Below are 22,481 nucleotides of genomic sequence, written 5' to 3' on the forward strand. Positions count from 1 at the left end.
TAATTATTATTATTAAGAAAGGTAATGAAATATATGAGAGTATTAGATAGGCTAGAAAATTTAAGAAAAATAATGAAAAGAGAAAATATAGATTATTATATAGTTCCTAGTTCAGATTTTCATCAAAGTGAATATGTTGCAGAACATTTTAAGTCAAGAGCATATATAACAGGATTTACAGGATCTGCAGGAACTGCTTTAATAGGGTTAGAAAAAGCAATTCTTTGGACAGATGGAAGATATTTCATTCAGGCTGAACAACAATTAAAAGATTCAGGTATAGAACTTTATAAAATGAAGATACCAGGTTGGCCGACTTTAGAAGAATGGTTAATGGATAATATAAATGAAGGAGAAATTTTAGGGTTTGATGGAAGATTATTTTCTATTAATCAATATGATGCATTTAAGAAAATAAAAGATACAAAAAATATAAATATAGTAATGGATAAAGATTTAATTGAAGAAATATGGAGCGAAAAACCACAGTTACCTAAAGAAAAGGCATTTCTACATGATGTAAAATATTGTGGTAAATCTGCTAAAGAAAAGATTGAAGAAATACGTGGTGAAATGAGTAAAATAGGAGCAGAATCATATATTATTTCTTCACTTGATGATATTGCATGGACATTTAATATAAGAGGGAATGATGTGAAAAATACACCAGTAGCATTAGCTTATGCAATTATAAATAAAGAAGAATCAATTTTATATATTGATAAGTGTAAACTTTCAAAAGATGATGAAACTAAATTAAATCTAAATGGTATTAGAGTAGATGACTATAAGCAAATATTTGAAGATGTTAAGAAAATAGAAAATAGTGTTGTTATAGATCCTAATAAAGTAAGTGCATATATATATACATTAATAAAAGAAAATGTAAAGATTATAAAACAATCTAATATAACTACAAGTTTAAAAGCAATAAAGAATGAGATAGAGATACAAAATCTTAAAAACTGCCAAATAAAAGATGGTGTAGCAATGGTTAAATTCTTAAAATGGCTTAAAGAAAACGTTGGAAATATAGAAATAACAGAACTTACTGCTGCTGATAAATTACTAGAATTTAGAAAAATGGGAGATCTTTTTGTTGAAGAAAGTTTTGGTACAATTGCAGGATATAAAGATCATGCGGCTATGATGCATTACTCTGCAACTGAAGAAAGTGCATATAAATTAAAGCCAGAAGGTATATTATTAGTTGATTCAGGCGGACAATATTTAGATGGTACTACAGATATAACAAGAAGTTTTATTTTAGGAAAATTAACAGAAGAAGAAAAGAGAGATTTTACACTAGTATTAAAATCTCATATTAATCTTATGAAAGCTAAAATTTTAAAGGGTACATCAGGATCGAATTTAGATGTATTAGCTAGAACAATTTTGTGGAATGAAGGAATAGATTATAAATGTGGTACTGGTCATGGAGTAGGATTTTTCTTAAGTGTACATGAAGGACCACAAATGATAAGTCCACTTCCTAATAAAGTATCATTAGAACCAGGAATGATATTAACTAATGAGCCTGGAGTTTACAGACAAGGAAAGCATGGTATAAGAACAGAAAATGTAATGCTTGTTGTTAAAGATTGTATAAATGAAGAATTTGGTGAATTTTATAAATTTGAGGTAATGTCATATTGTCCTATAGATATAGAAGGAATAGAAAAATCCCTATTAAGTGATGAAGAAAAAATATGGCTAAATAATTATCATAGTGAAACTTATAAAAAATTAAGTCCATATTTAAATGAAGATGAAAAAAGATTCCTTAGAGAAGTGACTAAGGAGATATAACATACATTAAAGAAACTAATAGGTCAATGTTAAAGTATTAAGACTTATTAGTTTCTTTAATAAAATTATATTTAAGTTAACATTAATAGATATTAGATTAAAATATTTTTTCCTTTGGTGGATGTATAAATTTATTTATAAATACTGCTATAATTATACCAATAGCAGTATCAATACATCTACCAATAGCATATGAATAAGAAGCTTTTCCAGGATGATTTACTATTATGCTAATAAATACTATACAACAAATAGTAACAGAAGCAGGTTTATTTAATAATGTACATACATAAATAGCTATAATTATTCCTAAACCTGTAATTAGAGAAGTTATATTAAATAGTAATGGGATTAACGTACTTAAATATATGAAGAGAATACCAAGTAATCCACCAAGAAAAGTACCAATTAGTCTATTTTTACCCATATGAAAAGAATTATAGACAGTATCTTTCATACAAACAACACAAGCAATACAAGCATAAAATGAATCAGTGCGATGAAAAGCTTTAAAAGTTATCATGCATAATGAAACTGCAAGAGCAGTTTTTAAATTTCTTAGTCCTATTTTGGGAAGTTTAAAATTCTTCAAAGTATTATTCCTCCTATTTTGAAAACATTATAACATAATAATATTTTTGTGTTCAAAAGTTATATATTGGGAGAGTAGTAGATTTAGAGGTGTATATATGAGAATGATTGGGGAGATAAATATTAATCCAAAAAACATTAATGAAATCGATTATATTGATAATAATTCAATTGTAAACAAGAATTTTAATATAATGAAGTATATTTTTAACAATATATCAAATGGAGTATTAGTTATTGATGAAAATAATATAATAAATTTGTTAAATAAACAGGCAGAAAATATATTTGGAGTCTTAAGTGAAAATGTAGCAGGAAAATTCCTAGAAAAATGTATTCCTAATTCAAGATTACATTTAATAAATGGAGAATCTTCAGTATATATTTTAAAAAAAGATAGTAAAGAATTAGTACTTTTAAGAAAAATAAGTCCAATATGTTTAGATGGAATTTTTAAAGGAAATGTGATTATATTTGAAGATATATCTAAAATAAAGCAAATGAATGAAGAGTTAATAGCTACGAAAAAGATAAGAGATAAATTTGAAATAATATTAAATTCTATTAAAGAAGGCATATGTTTTTTAGATAAAGATGGATATATATCATATGTTAATTCAGAATATTTGAACATATCTGAAGAAGATAAAAACATATTAGGAAAGCATATTAATGAAGTTTCTCCAAATGGGATAAGAAAAAAAGTATTTTTAACTGGTAAAAGTTATATAGAAAAAGTAAAAAATAAACAGAAAAATATTATTTCATCAACATATCCAATTATTAGAGACAATAATATTATTGGAATATTATCAACGGTTAATAAAGTAAGAGGTATTTCAATATTATCAGAAAATTCATGTGATATATCTGAAAATGAAGAGGTTTTAGAAGAAAATTTAAATATAATAAATAAACCTCATAAGGCATTTGATAAGTTTATAGGACATAGTCAAAAAATTATAGAAATATTATTATTAGCTACAAAGGCCGCTAAAAGTTCTGCAACTGTGCTTATTAGAGGGGAAAGTGGAACTGGTAAAGAACTTATAGCAGAGGGAATACATTATGCAAGTGAGAGAGATAAAGGGCCATTTATAAGAGTGAACTGTGCTGCTATACCAGAAAATTTAATAGAAAGTGAGTTATTTGGACATGAAAAAGGATCTTTTACAGGAGCTATAAAGAGAAAACTTGGTAAATTTGAGTTGGCTCAAAATGGAACAATATTTTTGGATGAGATAGGTGAAATGGATAAAAATACTCAAGCAAAAATTTTAAGAGTTTTGCAATATAAAGAGTTTCAAAGAGTTGGTGGAGAAGAAACTATAAAGGTTGATGTTAGAGTTATAGCAGCAACTCATAGAAATTTAGAAGAAATGATTAAAAAAAGTGAGTTTAGAGAGGATTTATATTATAGATTAAATGTAATTCCTATATTTATTCCTGAATTAAAAGATAGAGTAGAAGATATACCGATATTGGTTAAACATTTCATTAATAAATTTCAAAAAGATAACAAACATAAGCAAGTCTCAAAAGATGTGATGAATACTTTTATAAATTATTCATGGAATGGAAATGTAAGAGAATTAGAAAATGTTATAGAGAGAATATTAGCATTAAATGAAAGCAATATTATTACATTAAAAGATATCCCATTATATATAAAGGAAAAAACGTTAAAATCAAGTAAAAGTAATATTAAAATATTTAAGGATGAGGATATTATAAGCTATCAAAGAGGCGAAATATTAAATGTTATAGAAAATGTAGAAGAAGTGTTACCTATGAAAGTATATGAAAGAATGATAATAGAAAAAGCATTGAGAAAGTATGGAAGTTTTAATGCAGCAGGAAAAGCCTTAGGACTTAATCATAAAACTATAGCAGCTAAAGCAAAAGAATTTGGCTTAGAAAAGACAACTTATTGGAAAAAAAGGACAATATAAAAAATAAAATGGCACAATAATATACTATTAATATTATTGTGTCATTTTTAGTATGTAATTAGTATTTATAAATCATCATAATACAAAATAATACAAAAAATACATAAAAAAGAAATAAAAATATAGAATATATGTATATATGATAAATAGTAATACGTTTAATAAACATCGATAGTTGGTAAAAAAGCACAATACAAACGTTTTCAATTGGGAATTTTGACCAACATAATATAATATCACCAAAATAATATAGGGGATATAATATGTAGACACTACTGTTTGTCTTAAATTTAACAATTAATTCAAGTTGGCATGGCAATTGCTATTAATAATAAGTGTAAATAAAATAATTTATAATATGGGAGGTATTATTTATGTCAATTTTTATGTCTGAATTAATTGGGTCAATGTTACTTATCCTTCTAGGAGATGGCGTTGTTGCTAACGTTGTTTTAAAAGATTCAAAGGGCACAGGATCAGGTTGGATAGTTATAACAACAGGTTGGGCTTTAGCAGTTGCAATTCCTGCACTTATTTTTGGAGGATATAGTGGAGCTCACTTTAATCCTGCATTAACTATTGCACTTGCAGCAATAGGAAGTGTTTCTTGGTCAGTAGTACCAGAATATTTTGCGGGAGAATTCTTAGGAGCTTTCTTAGGAGCTGTTTTAGTATTTATTATGTACTATGATCAATTTAAAGCAACTGAAGACAAAGCATCTAAATTAGGTGTATTTGCAACAGGTCCAGCTATAAGAAATACGGGAATTAACTTTATAGGTGAGGTTATTGGAACATTTATGTTAGTATTTGGTATTTTGGGCTTAGGAGCTGTTCAAATGGCACCAGGACTTAATACTTTAGCAGTTGGTGGATTAATATTCGTTATAGGTCTATGTTTAGGTGGACCTACTGGATATGCAATTAACCCTTGCAGAGATTTATCACCAAGAATAGCACATGCTATTTTACCTATACCAGGAAAGGGAGATTCTGATTGGGGATATTCTTGGATCCCAGTTGTAGCTCCAATTGTTGGTGGATTAATAGGTGCATTCTTATATCAAGCAATTGTATAGTATAATAAATTATTTAAAAAATAGATAAAAAATGAGGTCTTGCTAGGATTAATCTAGCAAGACTTAAATTATATGATTTATTATATGTTTAATTTACATAATACTGATATTTTACAAATAAAAATTAATATATTAAATTTGTTAGATAGTTAAGATCTAATATACAGAGTGTTTAAACTATAAATAGGATTATAGATCTAAATAAAATAGTTTAATAATAATATTTTTATAACTAAGTAAGTACATATTAAATTAAAGAATAATTTATTAAAGAAAATTTAATAATAATTATTATACTATTTAGGAGGCGCTTAATAATGAAGAAGTTAATAAATAATCCAAACAATGTTTTATCAGATATGTTAGAAGGAATTGTGGCAGCACATCCAGAGTATTTGAAGAAGTTAGAGAATGCTAATGTTTTGGTAAGAAGTAAAAAAGCCGAAGGAAAAGTAGCATTAGTCAGTGGTGGTGGAAGTGGACATGAACCAGCACATGGAGGATATGTTGGCTTCGGAATGTTAGATGGTGCAGTCTGTGGAGAAGTTTTCACATCACCTACTCCCGATCAGGTATATGAAGCAATTAAGGCTACAGATAATGGGAATGGAGTTCTTCTTGTTATAAAAAATTATACTGGAGATGTTATGAATTTTGAAATGGCAAAAGAAATGGCAGAGATGGAAGGTATAAATGTAGAACAAGTAATTGTAAATGATGATGTAGCTGTAGAAAATAGCTTATATACAGCAGGAAGAAGAGGAATTGCTGGAACTGTATTTGTTCATAAAATAGCTGGAGCAAAAGCTGAATCTGGTGGGAATTTAGAAAATGTAAAGGCAGTTGCTGAAAAAGTAATAAATAATGTAAGAAGTATGGGAATGTCTTTATCATCTTGTATAGTACCAGCAGCAGGAAAAGCTAACTTTTCATTAGGTGAAGATGAAATAGAGATAGGAATGGGTATACATGGAGAACCAGGAACTCATAGAGAAAAAATTTCTACTGCAGATGAGGTTGCAGAACATTTATTAAGTAAAATTTTAGATGATATTAGTATAGCTAAAGGTGATGATGTAGCTGTAATGATAAATGGTTTAGGCTCAACACCATATATGGAGTTATATATTATAAATAAAAAAGTAAATGAAATATTAAAAGATAAAGGCATAAGTACACATAAAACTTTTGTTGGTGAATTTATGACTTCATTAGAAATGGCAGGATGTTCTATTTCAATATTAAAACTTGATGATGAACTTAAAGAATTACTTGATGCAAAAGCTGATACTCCAGGACTTAAGGTTATATAATAACATGATATTAGAGGAGGGTTAATTATGGTAACAGTAAAAGAAGTAAAAGATATTCTAATAGAGATAGAAAAAATTATAGAAGAGAATAAATTATATTTAAGCGAATTAGATGCAGCAATAGGTGATGGAGATCATGGCTTAAATATGAGTAAAGGATTTAAAGCTGTTATTGAAAAGGTAAAAGATTTACCAGATGATGATCTGGGAAATATATTAAAAAACTCAGGTATGGCTTTAGTTTCTAATGTAGGAGGAGCATCAGGCCCTTTATATGGAACTGCATTTATGAAAGCAGCTATGGTAGTTAATAAAAAAAATGAAATGGATATAAATGATTTTATTAAAGTTTTAGAAGAAGCTTTAGGTGGAATAAAAATGAGAGGTAAAGGTCAAGAAGGTGAAAAAACAATGATTGATACTTTATCACCATCAATAGAAGCGGCTAAAAAATCTATTGAAGAAAACAAATCTGTAAAAGAAGTATTACTTGAAATAAAAGAAGCAGCTAAAAAAGGTATGGAACATACGAAAGATATAATTGCAACTAAAGGAAGGGCAAGCTATGTTGGAGAAAGAAGCATAGGACATATTGATGCAGGAGCTACTTCAATGTACTTAATTTTAAATACTATAGTAGAAAAATTAACTAAAGAGGAGAATTAATTATGGTTGGTATAGTAATAGTATCACATAGTAATTTTATAGCTAAAGGTGTTAAAGATGTTGCTATTCAAATGGCACCGGAAGTTTCAATTGTAGATGCGGGTGGGACAAATGATGGAAGAATAGGTACAGATATTTCTAAAATAACTAGTGCAATAGAAGAAGTTTATAGTGAAAGTGGTGTACTCGTACTATTTGATTTAGGTAGTGCATTTATGAATACAGAAATGGCTATAGAATTTTTAGATGATAATATCAGAGAAAAAGTAGAAATCATAGATGCACCTTTAGTAGAAGGAGCAATTACAGCGGCAGTAGAAGCTAGTATGAACAAATCTTTAACAGAAATAAAAGATGTTCTTAAGCCTATGTCATTAAATAAAATATCTTAATAAAAAACTGTATTATATTGAGTTTTTTAACTTAATATAATGCAGTTTTTTATGTTTATTTAATATATAATACAACAAAATTATTTATCTATTATTAAGCTTTTCTAATAGTCCTCTCATAAACCCACTAAAAATAATCATTATATAGCTTAATAGTTTTAAATACTTATTGCAACTATTTAAATTCATGGCTTCAATAAGAAATAATATTGATATAATGATAGACAATGAATTAAATATTTTTGCTATATTTTTTATTTTATTATCATTTATTTTCTTTGTAATTATAAGGTAAATAAAAATAATTTGAAGAAATAGGTATGATATCATAAATTCTTTAAAATGAGTTTGTACATTATATACTATATTTATCATTAACACCATTTATCATTACCTCCTTTTAATATATATATTAAACTATTTGACATGAAAATATATTTATTCTATTATAATAAGTATGTAGATGCTATGAAGAGAAGAGTAATGAAAAGGAATTTTTAAAGAGAGCTAATGTTTGGTGAAAGTTAGTAGAAGGGATTTTCATGAAGATGGACTTGGAGCATATTTCCCGAGCAATATTTGTTAAGGATTTACGGCAGCACCCGTTATAGTGCATGGTGATGATGGTCACCTAGTAAGTTATTTATTGTGAAATAGATAAGAAGTAGAGTGGTAACACGTATATACGTCTCTATATAGGTTAAATATACCTATATAGAGATTTTTTTAGTTAAGTTATAAATTCTAAGAATATAGGATTTATTTGATAAATATTAAGAGAGTAAAGAAATAGTATTTAAGACTATTGTTTAAAATAAGGAGGAATATTTTAAAATGTGTAAAGAATGTAAAAAACCATATTATATAACTACACCAATTTATTATCCATCAACAAAACTTCATATAGGTAATACGTATACTACAGTAGCTGCTGATGCTTTAGCAAGATTTAAAAGATTAACGGGATACGATGTAATGTTCTTAACAGGTACAGATGAACATGGTCAAAAAATCCAAAGAATAGCAGAAGAAAAAGGAATTACGCCAATAGAACATGTAGATGAAATTGTAGCTGGCATTAAAGATCTTTGGAAGATGATGAATGTAAGTTATGATAAATTTATAAGAACTACAGATGATTATCATGTAAAAGCAGTTCAAGATATATTTAAAAAATTATATGATCAAGGAGATATTTATAAGAGTTCCTATGAAGGTTGGTACTGTACTCCATGTGAATCATTCTGGACAGATACTCAATTAGTAGACGGAAATTGTCCTGATTGTGGAAGACCAGTTGAAAAATCAAAAGAAGAAGCTTATTTCTTTAAAATGAGCAAATATGCTGATAGATTAATCAAATATATAGAAGAAAATTCAAATTTCATTCAACCTGAATCAAGAAAGAACGAGATGTTAAATAATTTCTTAAAACCAGGTCTTCAAGATTTATGTGTTTCAAGAACTAGTTTTGATTGGGGAGTTCCAGTAACTTTTGATGAAAAACATGTTGTTTATGTATGGATAGATGCACTATCAAACTATATTACGGCACTTGGATATGGTCAAGATAATAAAGAATTATATAATAAATTCTGGCCAGCAGATGTACATTTAATAGGAAAGGATATCTTAAGATTCCACACAATATATTGGCCAATAATGTTAATGGCTTTAGATTTACCACTTCCAAAGCAAGTATTTGGTCATGGATGGTTACTTGTTGATGGTGGAAAAATGTCAAAATCTAAAGGAAATGTAGTAGATCCAGTTGTGTTAGTTAACGAATTTGGTGTAGATCCTGTAAGATATTACTTATTAAGAGAAATTCCGTTTGGAGCAGACGGTTTATTTAATAATGAAATATTCATAAAAAAGATAAATTCAGATCTTTGTAACGATTTAGGTAATCTTTTATCAAGAAGTGTCGCAATGATAGAAAAATATTTTGGAGGAGAAATTCAACCACAAGCTGAAAAAGGTGAATTTGATGAAGAGTTAATAAACTTAGCATTATCTACTCCTAAAAAAGTTGAAGAAGCTATTGATGAGTTAAATATTCCATTAGCATTAGAACATGTATTTGAATTGATAGGTAGAGCTAATAAATATATAGATGAAACAACTCCTTGGATTTTAGCTAAAGATGAAAGTAAAAAAGCTAGATTAGGAACAGTACTTTATAACTTAATTGAAAGTTTAAGGTTTGCTTCAGTTATGATTTCATCATTCTTACCAGATACAGCTAAGAAAATTAATGAACAAATCAATACTAATGAAATATCATGGGAATCATTAAAAGCATTTAATGGAACAAAAGCTGGAACTAAGGTAGTTAAGGGTGAAAATTTATTCCCAAGAATAGATGTAGAAAAGAAACTTGAAGAGTTAGAAGCTTTAAAGGCAGCACAAGCACCAGCTAAAAGAGAAATTACTCCTATAAAAGAAGAAATCACAATAGATGATTTTGAAAAAATTGATTTAAGAGTTGTTAAAGTGTTAGCTTGTGAACCAATAAAAGGAGCTAAAAAATTACTTAAATTAAAGGTGGATTTAGCTGGAGAAGAAAGACAAGTGGTTTCTGGAATCGCTAAATATTATAAGCCTGAAGAATTAGTAGGAAAAAATGTAGTTTTAGTGGCTAATTTAAAGCCAGTAAAACTTAGAGGAGAATTATCACAAGGTATGATTTTATGTTCAGCAACTGATGATGACAGTGAATTAAAAGTTGTAGATCCAGGTGAAATTTTAAGTGGAAATATAGTTAGATAATTTTTAATTAAGGCATATGAAAGAAAATAATAAGTCAAAGATTTTGAGGATATTTTGCGTCAGACAAGGAAGTGAAGCCTTGGAATAGCCTCGCTATTGCGAGGTTTCGCTGATGAAGTATGACACAAAATAGACTAAAAGATTGACTTATTATTTTTTTGAATATGCCTAAAAGCAATCTTTTTAAATCTATAAAAGATTGCTTTTGTAAAAACTTTTGAAGGAGTGAAAAGTATGAATATAATAATTGGAAATGCTTGGCCTTATCCTAATGGAGAGCTTCATTTAGGAAGAATATCTGTATTATTACCAGGAGATATATTAGCTAGATATCATAGATTAATGGGAGATGATGTGGTTTTTGTATCTGGAAGTGACTCTCATGGAACTCAAGTAACTATTAAAGCTAAAGAGGAAGGGCTTACTCCGGAAAAAGTAGAAGAGAAATATCATGAAAAAATTCAAAAATGTTTTAAAGATTTAGGATTTTCTTTTGATATCTTTACAAAAACTCATACAGAATATCATTCAAACAAGGTAAAAGAATTTATACTAAATTTATATAATAAGGGGTATATCTATGAGAAAAACATTGAACAAATATATTGTGAAACTTGTGAAGAATATCTTTCTGACAGATATATAGAAGGAATTTGTCCGTATTGTGGTTCTCATGCAATTGGAGATCAATGTGATGAGTGCTCAGAGATATTAGAGAGTGAAGATTTATTAAATAAACAGTGCATTTTTTGTAAATCAGAGCCAATAATAAAAGAAACAAAACACTTATTTTTTGCATTATCTAAATTAGAGAAAGATGTAAGAAGAGTTTATATAAGACAGAATGGCTGGAGAGAAAATGCACAAAAAATTGCAAAGAGATATTTAGATGAAGGTCTTAGAGACCGCGCAGTAACTAAAGATTTTAATTGGGGAATTGATGTTCCATTAGAAGGATATAAGGATAAGAAAATTTATGTTTGGATAGAAGCGTTAATGGGATATTTAACTGCAAGTATAAAATGTATAAATGAAAGAGAAGAAGATTATAGAGAATATTGGTCTGGAGAAGATAGCAGAGTATATTTTGTACATGGAAAAGATAATATACCGTTTCATACAATAATATTTCCAGCTATTTTAGCAGGTCTTGGAATAAAGAATCCTAATATGAGAGAAATTTCAAGTGAATATCTAACTTTAGAAGGAAAGAAATTTTCAACTATAAAAAATTGGGCAATTTGGCCTGATGAAATGTTGGAAAAATATAATCCTGATTTAATTAGATATTATTTAATATTAAATGGACCAGAAACTAAAGATTCTGAGTTTATGTGGAAAGACTTTATAAAAACAAATAATAATGATTTAGTGGGTTTATTTGGAAACTTGGTAAGTAGAGTTTTAATGTTTATAAATAAGAACTTTGATGGAAAAATGCCTGATTGTAGAATAGATAAAGATTTAAAAGATAATTTATTTAATATATATTGTAAAGTTGGAGATAAAATAGAAGAGGGTCGATTTAAAGAGGCTTTAAAGGATGTTCTAAATTTGGTTAAAACCACTAATAAATATTTTGATGATGAAAAGCCTTGGATGAATATACATGATAACAAACAAAGATGTGAACAAGTAATTTATAACTGTGTACAAATAATTGCAAATCTGTCCAATTTAATTGAGCCATTTATGCCATTTTCAGCACAAAAAATAAGAGGTTTCTTAGGAATAAAGAATTCTACATGGATGCCTATAGAAGTAAAAGAAATAAATGTAGATGAAATCGAAATTTTATTTGAAAAAATAGATAAAAAAAATATCTCCGAAGAGATTACAAAATTAAAAAATAATTGGAACATCCCATTTAGGGGGTGAGATGTTCCAAGAAACCATTAATAAATTAATGGTTAAAAGGGGTAAATAATAATGCTTTAACTACTTTACAACTTAAATATTACCAGTGTAATATGTCAAATATGTGTCAAATTTAATTTGTTTTTAAATTTAACAACAGTATTAAGAAATAATAAATATATTTAAATAAAGAATTATATTTTCAATTTGTATCAAATTATAGGATATAAATCAGTATGTGAAAGGGTATGTTTTATGGAAAAGTTATTTAAAATAATTGATAGTCATGCACATTATGATGATGAAGCATTTATAGAGGATCAAAAAGAGGTATTTAATCAAATCAGAGAAAATGGTGTTATAGGTGTTTTAAATTGTGCAGCTTCTTATTCAAGTTTAAAAACTACAAATATATTAACCAAAGAATATGAATTTATATATGGTGCATTAGGAATACATCCTGAAAATGCAAATGAATTTACTGATAACACTTTAAATGAAATAAAGGAGTATATAAAATCTAATAATAAAATAGTTGCAATAGGAGAGATAGGATTAGACTATTATTGGGATGAAAATCCTGAAAAAAGTATTCAAAAAGAAGTTTTTAGAAAGCAAATGCAATTAGCTCAAGATTTAAATTTACCAGTAATAATTCATGATAGAGAAGCACATAAAGATACATTAGAAATAATGAAAGAATTTAAAGATGTAACTGGAGTTGTACATTGTTTTTCTGGAAGTGTGGAATTTGCAAAAGAATGTTTAAAGTTAGGATATTATATAGGATTTACAGGAGTTATCACATTTAAAAATGCAAAAAAATTGGTTGAAGTTGCGAAAGAAGTCCCAATTGATAGAATGTTAGTTGAAACAGATTGTCCATACATGGCTCCAGAGCCTAATAGAGGTAAAAGAAATAAATCAGATTATATAGAGCATATAATAAATAAGATAGCAAGTATTAAGGAAATTGATCCATTGGAATTAAATTTAAAGCTTAATGGTAATTTTTATAGGTTGATAAGAAGAAATTTTTAATGTAAAATATTTACTATATAATTTATACTTAATTTTAATTAAGATTCTGCTTTAATATAGTTTATAAATTTAATAACATTGATAGAATACCTTTGAAGAAGAACCTATTTTTATATAGCTATCATAATTTTTTTATATTTTTATATTTTATGCACAGAGTGCATTATAACTAGGGTTCAAGCATTGCAAGAGTTTATCAATTTGACAAGATTACATGTTTTAGGATATAATTCAGTAGACGCTCTTGCCAAAGGAGGGAAATCAATGGTAGAAAAATTAAAAGATTATTTCAAAAAAAGTTTTTCTAACGGTCCGAAGGCAAAAATTATTTTAGGGGCAGTTGTTATAGCAATTGTTTCTACAGCGACAGTAATGAGTATGAGAAAAACACTCACAATAAGTATAGACGGTAAAGAGGAAACTTTTGTCACGTATAAAGGGACTGTTAAAGATGTGTTGCAAGATAATTCAATAGAATTATCTGAAAAAGATAAAGTGCAACCATCATTAGAATCCAGAGTATCTGAAAAAGAGACCATTAAGATTAAGAAAGCTATTCCAGTAGAGGTTGTTAGTAATGATAAAACGATAACCCTACAAACAGCAGAAGATACTGTTAGGGATATGTTAAAAGCAGAGTCAGACACGCTAAAGGAACAAGGCGTCGAATTTAACGGGGATGTTGATGAAGTATTACCGAATTTAGAAGCGGAAATACAAAATGATTTAAAAGTTCAACTTGTTAAGGTAGAAACAAAAGAGGTTGTAGAAAATCAAACAATAAACTTTGATACAATAGTAGAAAAGAATCCAGATCTTGATAGTAGTGTGCAAAAGGTTAAAACAGAAGGAACTAATGGACAAAAACAAATCACATATCAAGTGGTGTATAAAGATGGTGTAGAAGTTTCTAGGGATGTAAAGAGTACTAAAACTCTTGTTGAACCGCAAAATAAAGTAGTTTTAAAAGGGACAGGTCAAGTATATGCAAGTAGAGGTGCCGGAGATATAAAATATAGAAAAAAAATATCTTGTATTGCAACAGCATATAGTGGACATGGCACTACAGCTACAGGAAGAAAACCTGTTAGAAATTCAGGCGGTTTGAGTACAATTGCAGTAGATCCATCAGTAATTCCATTAGGAAGTAAAGTATATATAGAAGGATATGGATATGCGATTGCAGCCGATACAGGTAGTGCAATAAAAGGTAATAAGATTGATTTATATCTTAATTCATCAAGTGAATGTTCTAGCTGGGGAAGAAGACCAGTAAGTGTATTTGTGGTAGCGTACCCTGGAGAGTGGTAATGTATTGTAAGAGGTAACAATGAGGTTATCTCTTTTTTTTATTATTTAAATAGAATTAAGTTTGATATACTATTATATATTAAGGGATATTCAACAACAAAGGAAAGGGAGTATAAAAGTGATAAAAGAAGTTATTGTAGTGGAAGGACGAGATGATGTTGATGCTGTTAAAAAGGCACTAGATGCAGAAATAATAGCAGTTGGCGGATTTGGAATAAATGCAAAAGTTATAGAAAGAATAAGAGAAGCTCAAAAGAGAAAGGGAGTAATAGTTCTTACTGATCCAGATTTTGCAGGTGAAAAAATTAGAAGAATAATTTCTAAAAGAGTAAATGGGATAAAACATGCATATATTGCTAAGGAAGATGGATTAAAAAATGGAGATATAGGAGTAGAAAATGCTTCACCAGAAGTTATTTTAAAGGCTCTTGAAATGGCTAAAATTACAACAGAAGAAAAAAGAAGCTTTTTTACAATGCAAGATATGTTTTATTTTAAGTTAACTGGAGATACAACTTCAAAAGAAAGAAGACGTATGCTTGGGAAAATACTTGGAATAGGATATGGAAATGCAACTCAAATGATATCTAGATTAAACAATTATGGAATAACAAAAGAAGAATTTGTTAAAGGTATAGAAGAAATAGAAAAACAATTGGAAGCAGGTAGAAATTAAATGGATTTGATGGATATAAAAACAAGAGATTTAGTAAAAAAATATAATTTTAAATTCTCTAAAAGCTTAGGACAGAACTTTTTATTAGATGATAAAGTACTTGAAGATATAGTAGAAGGTGCAGATGTAAATAATAAAGACTTTATTATTGAGATAGGTCCAGGCGTAGGAGTATTAACAGCTAAGCTATTACAAAAAGCTAAGAAGGTTACTTGTATAGAATTAGATAATGATCTTATTCCTATTTTAGAACAAGAATTAGGTGAACATGAAAAATTTCAATTAATACATAATGATGCTTTAAAAGTAGATTTTAATGCTATTATAGGTGATGAAGAAAGTGTTAAACTTGTAGCTAATTTACCTTATTATGTTACAACTCCAATAATAATAAAGTTATTAAAAGAAGGATATAATTTTAAGTCTTTAACTATAATGATACAAAAAGAAGTTGCAGAAAGAATAAATGCTGAACCAAATTCTAAAGAATATGGCTCATTATCTGTTTTAGTCCAATATTACTGCAATACTAAAATAGTTAGAAAAGTATCACCAGAAAGTTTCATGCCAAGGCCGAAGGTTGATTCTATTGTTATTAGATTAGATAGATTAGAAGGACCTAGAGTAAAAGTTAAAGATGAAAAATTATTTTTTGATATAGTAAGAAATGGGTTTAATATGAGAAGAAAAACTTTATGGAATTCAGCTAAGCAATTAGGGTTATCTAAAGAAAAATTAGAAGAAGCTTTTAATGATGCTAGAATAGATCCTAAAAGAAGAGCTGAGACTTTAACTTTAGAAGAGTTTGCTGCGTTATCAGACAGTATATATAAATTGAAATAAGAATTATCCCGTAAAAAATAATAGATTAAAGAAATATAATATATTTTATATAGTATTAGTAACTTAGGCACATTCAAAAATAACAAATGAATGTGCTTTAAACATTTATAGTATTTAATCATAATCCTCTAATAAAAGCATATACTGTATTGAATAAATATATGTGGAGGGATTATGGGGGTGTCACACAATAAATTATATAGAAATTTTATAATTTTACAGGAAGATGAAAAGGCAAAATTAACATCTAGCAATAAAGCATTATCTGGATACGCTAAAGTAGAAACAAAGGGTGACAAATGTAAGATATCTTTTTATGCTCAAAATTTAAAACAAGAATCAAAATATTCCATGGTACTTATCTGTTGTAAAAAAGAATCTAAACACTTATTAAATTTAGGTCTTTTAACAATAAATGAAGTTGGAAAGGGAGATACCAGCAAAGAATACTATATTAATAACATAGCTGGTTTAGGTATATCCTACGATAAGATAGTAGGGGCTGCTATTTGTAAACCTAATAATGGAGAAAATATCTTCCTTATGTATGGTTTCATGAATGGAGAAGAACCAAAAGAAAATTGGAAAAATTTCAAAATGATTAAGGAAGAAATTCAAAATAAAGAAAAATTAGAAATTGAAATGTCAAAAGATCAATCTATAAAATTTAAATCTGAAAATAAAGAAAGCATGAAAGATAAAAAGGAAGAACTTAAATCTAAAAATAAATTAAAAATTGATATGGAATTAGAAGATTCATATGATAAGAAAGATAAAAAGGATAATAAAAAATGTAAAGATGAAGAAAAGAAAGAGAAACAGAAAAAGGAAATAAAAGAGGAAAAGAAAGAAAAAGATATATTAACAAAAGGTTGCTCAAAAATTATTGAAGATGTAAAAAATGATTCTAATTGTATTGGGCAAGAAAATCATAAAAGAATTGAAGAAAATAGTATAATAGATGCAACAGATTCTAAAGAATATGAAAAAGATACAACTTCATATGATTATTCACAACAAAATAATTCTAGAAGAATTGAGGAAAATAGTATAATTGATGGAGCAGATTTTGAGCAATATGAAAAGGATATTGAAAAAATAAAGAGTGCATCTTCTAACGACTTTAATATACAAGGAAAAATTGGAGAATATTTTGAACAAATTGCTGATGGATTTGATAAATATTCGCAAGAATTAGATGGTATAAAATATTGTAAATGGTACAATATTCCGGTAGATGGAATTGATGATTTATGTAATATATCTAATTATAATAAATATACATTAGCATATTATCCAATGTTAAATTATTATCCTTATATAAATAAGAATAAACACTTTTTATTAGGATATAAATGTGATGCAGAAGGAGAATTAAAATATATTGTCTATGGAATACAAGGTAGCAAAGATATTTCAGATCAACCTTACGAAGGAAAAACAGGTTTTGTAACATGGACTAATAATGAAATGAGAGATGAAGGTTACTGGCTCATGTTCTATGATTTCAAGAATTCTACTATTGTAGTTCCAATGCAGTAAATGAGAAAAGATTATGAATAAAAAACAGATAATAGTTATGTCAATCTTAGTTTCATTAATGATTATATTAGGCATAACACAATCATTTTTTAAAGAATCATTCACACAAGTAGTTCTTGTAGAGAACGGAATAAATGAGTTTAAAGAATATAATTTTGAGGATGGAAAATATACTTTTTCATTACCAAATGAATGGGAAGTATCTGAAAAACAAAGTATAGGACAATATATTAGTTATAAAGCAGATTTCAAAGATAAAGAAAATAAAATTACAGGATATTTACAAGTGATAGATACACAAAGTGATCTGGGGGTTTTTGCAGAAAATGATTTAAAGAATTTACCATTAACTTATACAAATGAGCAAATAACTCCATTTAAATTTCAAAATGTGTCTGGTGTATTATCTCAATATAAAACTAAAGTAAAAAAAGGATATACATTTGAAAATATTTGTTATTATTTAAATGGTGATAATGGAAAGACTATAAAAATATTATTTAATATAAAAGAAGATTATTATAAAGAAAACATAAAAACAGTTTTAAATACTATTGTTTCTAAAGTCAAGATTAAATAAGGTTTGCCATTAATAAACATTAGTATTATAATTTAAATATCAAGGAGAAGCATAATGCTTCTCCTTGATATTTAATACTATAAGGAGATATTTATGAAGATATTTTTATTTGAATTTTTGGGGATACAAGTAAAAAGCTACGGATTAATGATTGCTATAGGAATATTAGTAGCAGTTTCTCTGCTTTTAAAAAGAGCAAAAAGAAAAGGATATAATGAAGATTCATTATTAAATCTAATAATTCTAGCTATAATATCAGGTGTATTAGGTGGAAAATTACTATTTATTTTAACAGAGCTTAGAAGCATATTAAATAACCCTAGTATTCTTATGAATTTTGGTTATGGATTTGTTATTTATGGAGCAATAATTCTAGGCGCTATAAGTATTGTTTTGTATTGCAGAAAAAGAGGATGGAAAGTCATGGAGATTATGGATTTGACGGTGCCAGGGCTTGCAATTGCACAGGGATTTGGACGTATTGGATGTTTTTTAGCAGGATGTTGTTATGGTGCAGAAACTAATCTTCCAATAGGTGTTGAGTTTCCTGTAAATTCACTTGCGCCAAGCGGAGTACATTTACATCCTACTCAAATTTATTCTTCAGTCTTTGATTTTTTATTAGGTTTTTTTCTTTTATATTATTCAAGAAAAGAAAGGAAATCTGGTAGAGTACTTTCATTATATTTAATAATTTATAGTATAGGAAGGTTCATGATAGAATTTTTAAGAAATGATCCAAGAGGAAATGTTGGAATGTTATCAACATCACAATTTATAGCTATTTTTACTTTAGTTTTAGGAATTTATTTCTTTAATTTTCATAAGTTTTTTAAGGGAGAGAAGAAAAGTTTTGAATAAAAATAAAGTTTTAATAATTTTAATATTAAGTTTAATTATTACATGTTTATCTGGATGTACGACCTATGATAAAGTAGCAGTTAAAATTGGGCTTAAAAATAACTATTTTGAATATATAAATCAAAACAAGGTAGATAAAATTATAATACAAAGTGCTAGAGATACTGGATTTAGATTTATAATTACTGATACTAATGCTATAAATGATATGTATAAGTTATTATCAAATGGTAAACAAGTGTCTGAAAAAAGCTCACTTGATCCAGATTATTATTTTGAAATATGTATAGGTGATGAAGTTAAAAAATATGAATATATAGTTGCAGCAAATGAAAAAGGAAAGGGTAACTTTTTTAATGATGAAGTATGTTTTTCTATATCTAAGCGTTTAGATGACATAATAACTCAAAATCTATCTTTTGTAAGAAAACCTAGAGATTTTCAATATGTATATTATGAATCTATTTTATCTATACTTAGATCAAATAAAGATAAAATGAATGAATCTGATAACAGGATAGGAATAGATGTATCTGGGGATATAGATTGCTTAAGATATATTCTTTCAACTGATTTACAGAGCTTTGAAAAGAATATTAATAAAGTTTTACCTAATTCTAGGTTAGTTAAAAATAATAGTCAGGATTTTGATATAATAGTTAAGGTCAAAAATAGAGGATATAATAGTACAATTTTTAAAACAATGATAACTGTTGATAATAAAAAAGATAAATCCTTTAATACATATTATGTATCAGCAGAATACAATTTTAAAAATTGGGATATCAATATAGGAGAACCAAACAAAATACCAGAAGACTGGTAAAAGGAGGATGAATCAATGGGAAGTTGTGATACTTGTCCAAGCAAAGGTACATGTGGATCTAGTGGAAGTGAATGTAATAGCACTTGCTCAAAGACTTTTCCTAGATATGGGAAAATAAAAAATATAATTGGAGTAATTAGTGGTAAAGGTGGAGTAGGTAAATCTACTGTTACAGGTATAATGGCTACTACTTTAGCAAAAAAAGGATATAAAGTTGGAGTATTGGATGCTGATATTACAGGACCATCTATGCCTAGATTTTTTGGAATAAATGATAAAAGAGCAATGATAATACCATTAGAAAATGAGATGGTTAGATTTGATCCAGTAGAAACAAATAATGGTATAAAAGTTATATCTATGAATCTTTTAACAGCTGTTGAAGATCAACCAGTTATATGGAGAGGACCTGTTATAACAGGAGTATTAAATCAAATGTTTGTAGAAACTAATTGGGGAGAATTGGATTATTTACTTATAGATATGCCACCAGGAACAGGTGATATAGCATTAACAGTAATGCAAGAATTTCCTGTTAGTGAAGTTATAGTTGTTTCAACACCTCAAGATATGGTATCAATGATTGTAAAGAAATTAGTTATAATGGCTGAAAAGATTGGTATTAAGATTAAAGGTGTAGTTGAGAATATGGCATATATTAATTGTCCAGATTGCGATAAGAAAATAAGGGTATTTAGTAAGAAATCATCAGAGGAACATGCTGAATATTTAGGATTACCATTAATAGGAGAATTACCTATTAATACTGATTTAACAGAAGCCTTAGAAAATGGAAAAGCAGAAGAATATGTAAAAGATAATGATTTATATTCTTTAATATTTGAAGCATTATATTAAGTATATTCAAAAAATAATAGACCAGTATGCACGTTTATTTTGCATTATACTGGTCTATTATTTTATTTGATTTATCTTAATATACATAATTCAATCTCCATAGGAAATACTATTAATGTAATTTCTGATGGAAGGGTGAGTTTATTGAAAGTTAAAGTGGATAAAGATACTTGCATAGGATGTGGATTATGTCCATCAATATGTCCTGAATGTTTTGATATGGAGGATGATGGAAAAGCTGGAACAATAGTTAGTGATGTACCTAAAGATGCTCAAGATAGTGCAAAGGAAGCAGAAGTTAGTTGTCCAGTTAATGCTATTTTAGCAGAATAATATCTAAAAAATTAGAGCTATCATTATATTGATAGCTCTAATTTTTTAGATATTTTATGTTGTTAAATGCTCATTTGAAACAGATATTATTCTAGCTATAGGTAGTATGCTTATAATAACTAAACATATTAAGCCTTCTATACCTATTATTGGACCATTTATAGACAAAGAATATAGACAAGGAGAGATACCTGCTGGAGCATAGGAACCGAAAAATGCAATACCAGAAATAAAATGACACATAAATCTTGTTAAAATAGCAAGAGTTATTCCAATATATTTTTTATTTGGGAAATATCCAGCTAGTCCTAAGGATAAAAAAGGCAATGGGAAATCAAATAAAACTTGTACAGGATGAAGTATATATGGATCCATTAAAAAAGTTATTATTCCATAAAGAAATCCAGTTAAAAAGCCGATTTCAGGACCATACATAAGAGCAATTAGTAATATAGGAATCATACTACCAAATGTTATGCTTCCTCCTTGAGGAAAATGATATATTCTAAGCATTTTCAATATAGTAGCCAGTGCTAATGCTATACCTATTCGAGCAATTAATTGAGGAGTAAAATTTATTTTTTTTACTTTGGTTAATACTATAAGAATGATAACAAATCCTATTAATGTAGCAATAGATAGTGGATTAGAAAAAATAGTGTTTACATTTTTAGGCAAATTTTGATATAGATTAATGAATTGATTTGCCCAGTCATTAAAAATTTTCATAAAAAAAACCTCCTTTAATAGTGCCTAGGAGATTATTAACCAATTAAGTATAAAGTTTATAGTTATTTATAAAATATAAAAATAACGTCTCTTACTATTAAGAAAGTAAGATTAATATATAAAGATTACACTTCCCTACGCCAGAATTAACTGGATCAGGTTTTAAGGGTTTATGAAATATCAAATCTCAGCACAAGGCTCCCCTAGCACATTCTAAATATATTCTAAAGATTGTTTTATAAATAGTCAACTAAGTTATATGTATTATATTTGGTACTTTTATTAGCATGTGAGATATAATTTGATGAAACAGTACTTAATTGAATTTTTTGTCCATTTTTTGTTTTATATGATAAATTATTACATGGAACTATTGTATTAAAGTCATTTAATCCAACTATAACATCTTCTTTAAATGTTGAATCTATAATAAAACCTTTCATTTTTAAC

21 protein-coding genes, 1 pseudogene, 1 riboswitch and 1 other annotated feature are annotated in these 22,481 nt (G+C 27.5%); of the genes and pseudogenes, 18 read left to right on the forward strand and 4 right to left on the reverse strand.

The window, feature by feature from the left end:
* Positions 1-33 precede the first annotated feature (33 nt).
* Positions 34-1,809 carry an aminopeptidase P family protein gene (locus KYD98_RS13445; protein WP_219780560.1) on the forward strand — a complete coding sequence of 592 codons (1,776 nt, stop codon included), beginning with the start codon at positions 34-36 and terminating at the stop codon, positions 1,807-1,809.
* A 97-nt stretch (positions 1,810-1,906) separates the two neighbouring features.
* On the opposite strand, the gene KYD98_RS13450 is transcribed toward KYD98_RS13445, so the two are convergent.
* Positions 1,907-2,401, reverse strand: a complete 495-nt coding sequence (locus tag KYD98_RS13450) for an FUSC family protein (protein ID WP_219780561.1) — start codon at positions 2,399-2,401, stop codon at positions 1,907-1,909.
* 97 nt (positions 2,402-2,498) lie between these two features.
* Between KYD98_RS13450 and KYD98_RS13455 the strand changes: the two genes are divergently transcribed.
* From KYD98_RS13455 to dhaM, 5 genes are all read left to right on the forward strand, one after another.
* On the forward strand, positions 2,499-4,352 hold the full coding sequence (locus KYD98_RS13455) for a sigma 54-interacting transcriptional regulator (RefSeq protein ID WP_219780562.1): 1,854 nt from the start codon (positions 2,499-2,501) through the stop codon (positions 4,350-4,352).
* A 374-nt stretch (positions 4,353-4,726) separates the two neighbouring features.
* Positions 4,727-5,431 carry an MIP/aquaporin family protein gene (locus KYD98_RS13460; RefSeq protein ID WP_219780563.1) on the forward strand — a complete coding sequence of 235 codons (705 nt, stop codon included), beginning with the start codon at positions 4,727-4,729 and terminating at the stop codon, positions 5,429-5,431.
* A gap of 317 nt (positions 5,432-5,748) precedes the next feature.
* Entirely contained in the window at positions 5,749-6,744 is a 996-nt protein-coding gene (gene dhaK / locus KYD98_RS13465; protein WP_219780564.1) for a dihydroxyacetone kinase subunit DhaK, read from the forward strand.
* 27 nt (positions 6,745-6,771) lie between these two features.
* Positions 6,772-7,410: a dihydroxyacetone kinase subunit DhaL gene (gene dhaL, locus KYD98_RS13470; RefSeq protein ID WP_219780565.1), complete on the forward strand. Its 639-nt coding sequence runs from the start codon at positions 6,772-6,774 to the stop codon at positions 7,408-7,410.
* 2 nt (positions 7,411-7,412) lie between these two features.
* Positions 7,413-7,802 carry a dihydroxyacetone kinase phosphoryl donor subunit DhaM gene (gene dhaM / locus KYD98_RS13475; protein WP_219780566.1) on the forward strand — a complete coding sequence of 130 codons (390 nt, stop codon included), beginning with the start codon at positions 7,413-7,415 and terminating at the stop codon, positions 7,800-7,802.
* 84 nt (positions 7,803-7,886) lie between these two features.
* On the opposite strand, the gene KYD98_RS13480 is transcribed toward dhaM, so the two are convergent.
* Positions 7,887-8,186, reverse strand: coding sequence for a hypothetical protein (locus tag KYD98_RS13480; RefSeq protein ID WP_219780567.1), 300 nt, complete (start codon positions 8,184-8,186; stop codon positions 7,887-7,889).
* 75 nt (positions 8,187-8,261) lie between these two features.
* Positions 8,262-8,498 (forward strand) — a binding site (T-box leader).
* 132 nt (positions 8,499-8,630) lie between these two features.
* Between KYD98_RS13480 and metG (KYD98_RS13485) the strand changes: the two are divergent.
* The 12 genes and pseudogenes from metG (KYD98_RS13485) to KYD98_RS13540 all read left to right on the forward strand — a co-directional run.
* Positions 8,631-10,574 (forward strand): annotated as a pseudogene (gene metG / locus KYD98_RS13485) (methionine--tRNA ligase); the annotation flags it as partial.
* A gap of 234 nt (positions 10,575-10,808) precedes the next feature.
* Entirely contained in the window at positions 10,809-12,452 is a 1,644-nt protein-coding gene (gene metG, locus KYD98_RS13490) for a methionine--tRNA ligase (protein ID WP_219780569.1), read from the forward strand.
* 234 nt (positions 12,453-12,686) lie between these two features.
* Positions 12,687-13,472 carry a TatD family hydrolase gene (locus KYD98_RS13495; protein WP_219780570.1) on the forward strand — a complete coding sequence of 262 codons (786 nt, stop codon included), beginning with the start codon at positions 12,687-12,689 and terminating at the stop codon, positions 13,470-13,472.
* A gap of 264 nt (positions 13,473-13,736) precedes the next feature.
* Positions 13,737-14,783, forward strand: a complete 1,047-nt coding sequence (locus tag KYD98_RS13500; protein ID WP_219780571.1) for a resuscitation-promoting factor — start codon at positions 13,737-13,739, stop codon at positions 14,781-14,783.
* Positions 14,784-14,901: 118 nt separating this feature from the next.
* Complete coding sequence (gene rnmV / locus KYD98_RS13505) at positions 14,902-15,459, forward strand: ribonuclease M5 (protein WP_219780572.1); 558 nt, start codon at positions 14,902-14,904, stop codon at positions 15,457-15,459.
* Positions 15,460-16,302, forward strand: a complete 843-nt coding sequence (gene rsmA / locus KYD98_RS13510; RefSeq protein ID WP_219780573.1) for a 16S rRNA (adenine(1518)-N(6)/adenine(1519)-N(6))-dimethyltransferase RsmA — start codon at positions 15,460-15,462, stop codon at positions 16,300-16,302. It begins immediately after the preceding gene.
* A 174-nt stretch (positions 16,303-16,476) separates the two neighbouring features.
* A complete protein-coding gene (locus tag KYD98_RS13515; RefSeq protein ID WP_219780574.1) occupies positions 16,477-17,844 on the forward strand; it encodes a hypothetical protein in 1,368 nt (455 codons plus the stop codon).
* Between the two features lie 13 nt (positions 17,845-17,857).
* Positions 17,858-18,424, forward strand: a complete 567-nt coding sequence (locus tag KYD98_RS13520) for a hypothetical protein (RefSeq protein WP_219780575.1) — start codon at positions 17,858-17,860, stop codon at positions 18,422-18,424.
* Positions 18,425-18,517: 93 nt separating this feature from the next.
* Complete coding sequence (locus KYD98_RS13525) at positions 18,518-19,285, forward strand: prolipoprotein diacylglyceryl transferase (RefSeq protein ID WP_219780576.1); 768 nt, start codon at positions 18,518-18,520, stop codon at positions 19,283-19,285.
* Positions 19,278-20,111, forward strand: a complete 834-nt coding sequence (locus KYD98_RS13530) for a YhfM domain-containing protein (protein ID WP_219780577.1) — start codon at positions 19,278-19,280, stop codon at positions 20,109-20,111. Before KYD98_RS13525 ends, KYD98_RS13530 begins: the two co-directional genes overlap by 8 nt.
* A gap of 15 nt (positions 20,112-20,126) precedes the next feature.
* On the forward strand, positions 20,127-20,969 hold the full coding sequence (locus KYD98_RS13535) for an Mrp/NBP35 family ATP-binding protein (RefSeq protein WP_219780578.1): 843 nt from the start codon (positions 20,127-20,129) through the stop codon (positions 20,967-20,969).
* A 144-nt stretch (positions 20,970-21,113) separates the two neighbouring features.
* Positions 21,114-21,302 carry a ferredoxin gene (locus tag KYD98_RS13540; RefSeq protein ID WP_219780579.1) on the forward strand — a complete coding sequence of 63 codons (189 nt, stop codon included), beginning with the start codon at positions 21,114-21,116 and terminating at the stop codon, positions 21,300-21,302.
* Between the two features lie 54 nt (positions 21,303-21,356).
* On the opposite strand, the gene thiT is transcribed toward KYD98_RS13540, so the two are convergent.
* A complete protein-coding gene (thiT, locus tag KYD98_RS13545) occupies positions 21,357-22,031 on the reverse strand; it encodes an energy-coupled thiamine transporter ThiT (protein ID WP_219780580.1) in 675 nt (224 codons plus the stop codon).
* 115 nt (positions 22,032-22,146) lie between these two features.
* Positions 22,147-22,246: riboswitch (TPP riboswitch) on the reverse strand.
* A gap of 21 nt (positions 22,247-22,267) precedes the next feature.
* The gene (locus KYD98_RS13550) at positions 22,268-22,474 is read right to left on the reverse strand and encodes a hypothetical protein (protein WP_219780581.1); all 207 of its coding nucleotides are present in this window, start codon (positions 22,472-22,474) and stop codon (positions 22,268-22,270) included.
* Positions 22,475-22,481 lie beyond the last annotated feature (7 nt).

This window comes from Clostridium weizhouense (assembly GCF_019431045.1).
Classification (GTDB): domain Bacteria; phylum Bacillota; class Clostridia; order Clostridiales; family Clostridiaceae; genus Clostridium; species Clostridium weizhouense.

Excerpts from the sequence above, each read along its gene's own strand:
- KYD98_RS13515 (WP_219780574.1), top strand. The coding sequence starts at position 16,477 with ATGGGGGTGTCACACAATAAATTATATAGAAATTTTATAATTTTACAG.
- KYD98_RS13550 (WP_219780581.1), bottom strand. The coding sequence starts at position 22,474 with ATGAAAGGTTTTATTATAGATTCAACATTTAAAGAAGATGTTATAGTT.
- KYD98_RS13460 (WP_219780563.1), top strand. The coding sequence starts at position 4,727 with ATGTCAATTTTTATGTCTGAATTAATTGGGTCAATGTTACTTATCCTT.
- dhaM (WP_219780566.1), top strand. The coding sequence starts at position 7,413 with ATGGTTGGTATAGTAATAGTATCACATAGTAATTTTATAGCTAAAGGT.
- KYD98_RS13525 (WP_219780576.1), top strand. The coding sequence starts at position 18,518 with ATGAAGATATTTTTATTTGAATTTTTGGGGATACAAGTAAAAAGCTAC.
- KYD98_RS13520 (WP_219780575.1), top strand. The coding sequence starts at position 17,858 with ATGAATAAAAAACAGATAATAGTTATGTCAATCTTAGTTTCATTAATG.
- dhaK (WP_219780564.1), top strand. The coding sequence starts at position 5,749 with ATGAAGAAGTTAATAAATAATCCAAACAATGTTTTATCAGATATGTTA.
- KYD98_RS13455 (WP_219780562.1), top strand. The coding sequence starts at position 2,499 with ATGAGAATGATTGGGGAGATAAATATTAATCCAAAAAACATTAATGAA.
- dhaL (WP_219780565.1), top strand. The coding sequence starts at position 6,772 with ATGGTAACAGTAAAAGAAGTAAAAGATATTCTAATAGAGATAGAAAAA.
- rsmA (WP_219780573.1), top strand. The coding sequence starts at position 15,460 with ATGGATTTGATGGATATAAAAACAAGAGATTTAGTAAAAAAATATAAT.
- KYD98_RS13535 (WP_219780578.1), top strand. The coding sequence starts at position 20,127 with ATGGGAAGTTGTGATACTTGTCCAAGCAAAGGTACATGTGGATCTAGT.
- KYD98_RS13495 (WP_219780570.1), top strand. The coding sequence starts at position 12,687 with ATGGAAAAGTTATTTAAAATAATTGATAGTCATGCACATTATGATGAT.
- KYD98_RS13480 (WP_219780567.1), bottom strand. The coding sequence starts at position 8,186 with ATGGTGTTAATGATAAATATAGTATATAATGTACAAACTCATTTTAAA.
- thiT (WP_219780580.1), bottom strand. The coding sequence starts at position 22,031 with ATGAAAATTTTTAATGACTGGGCAAATCAATTCATTAATCTATATCAA.
- metG (WP_219780569.1), top strand. The coding sequence starts at position 10,809 with ATGAATATAATAATTGGAAATGCTTGGCCTTATCCTAATGGAGAGCTT.
- KYD98_RS13445 (WP_219780560.1), top strand. The coding sequence starts at position 34 with ATGAGAGTATTAGATAGGCTAGAAAATTTAAGAAAAATAATGAAAAGA.
- KYD98_RS13500 (WP_219780571.1), top strand. The coding sequence starts at position 13,737 with ATGGTAGAAAAATTAAAAGATTATTTCAAAAAAAGTTTTTCTAACGGT.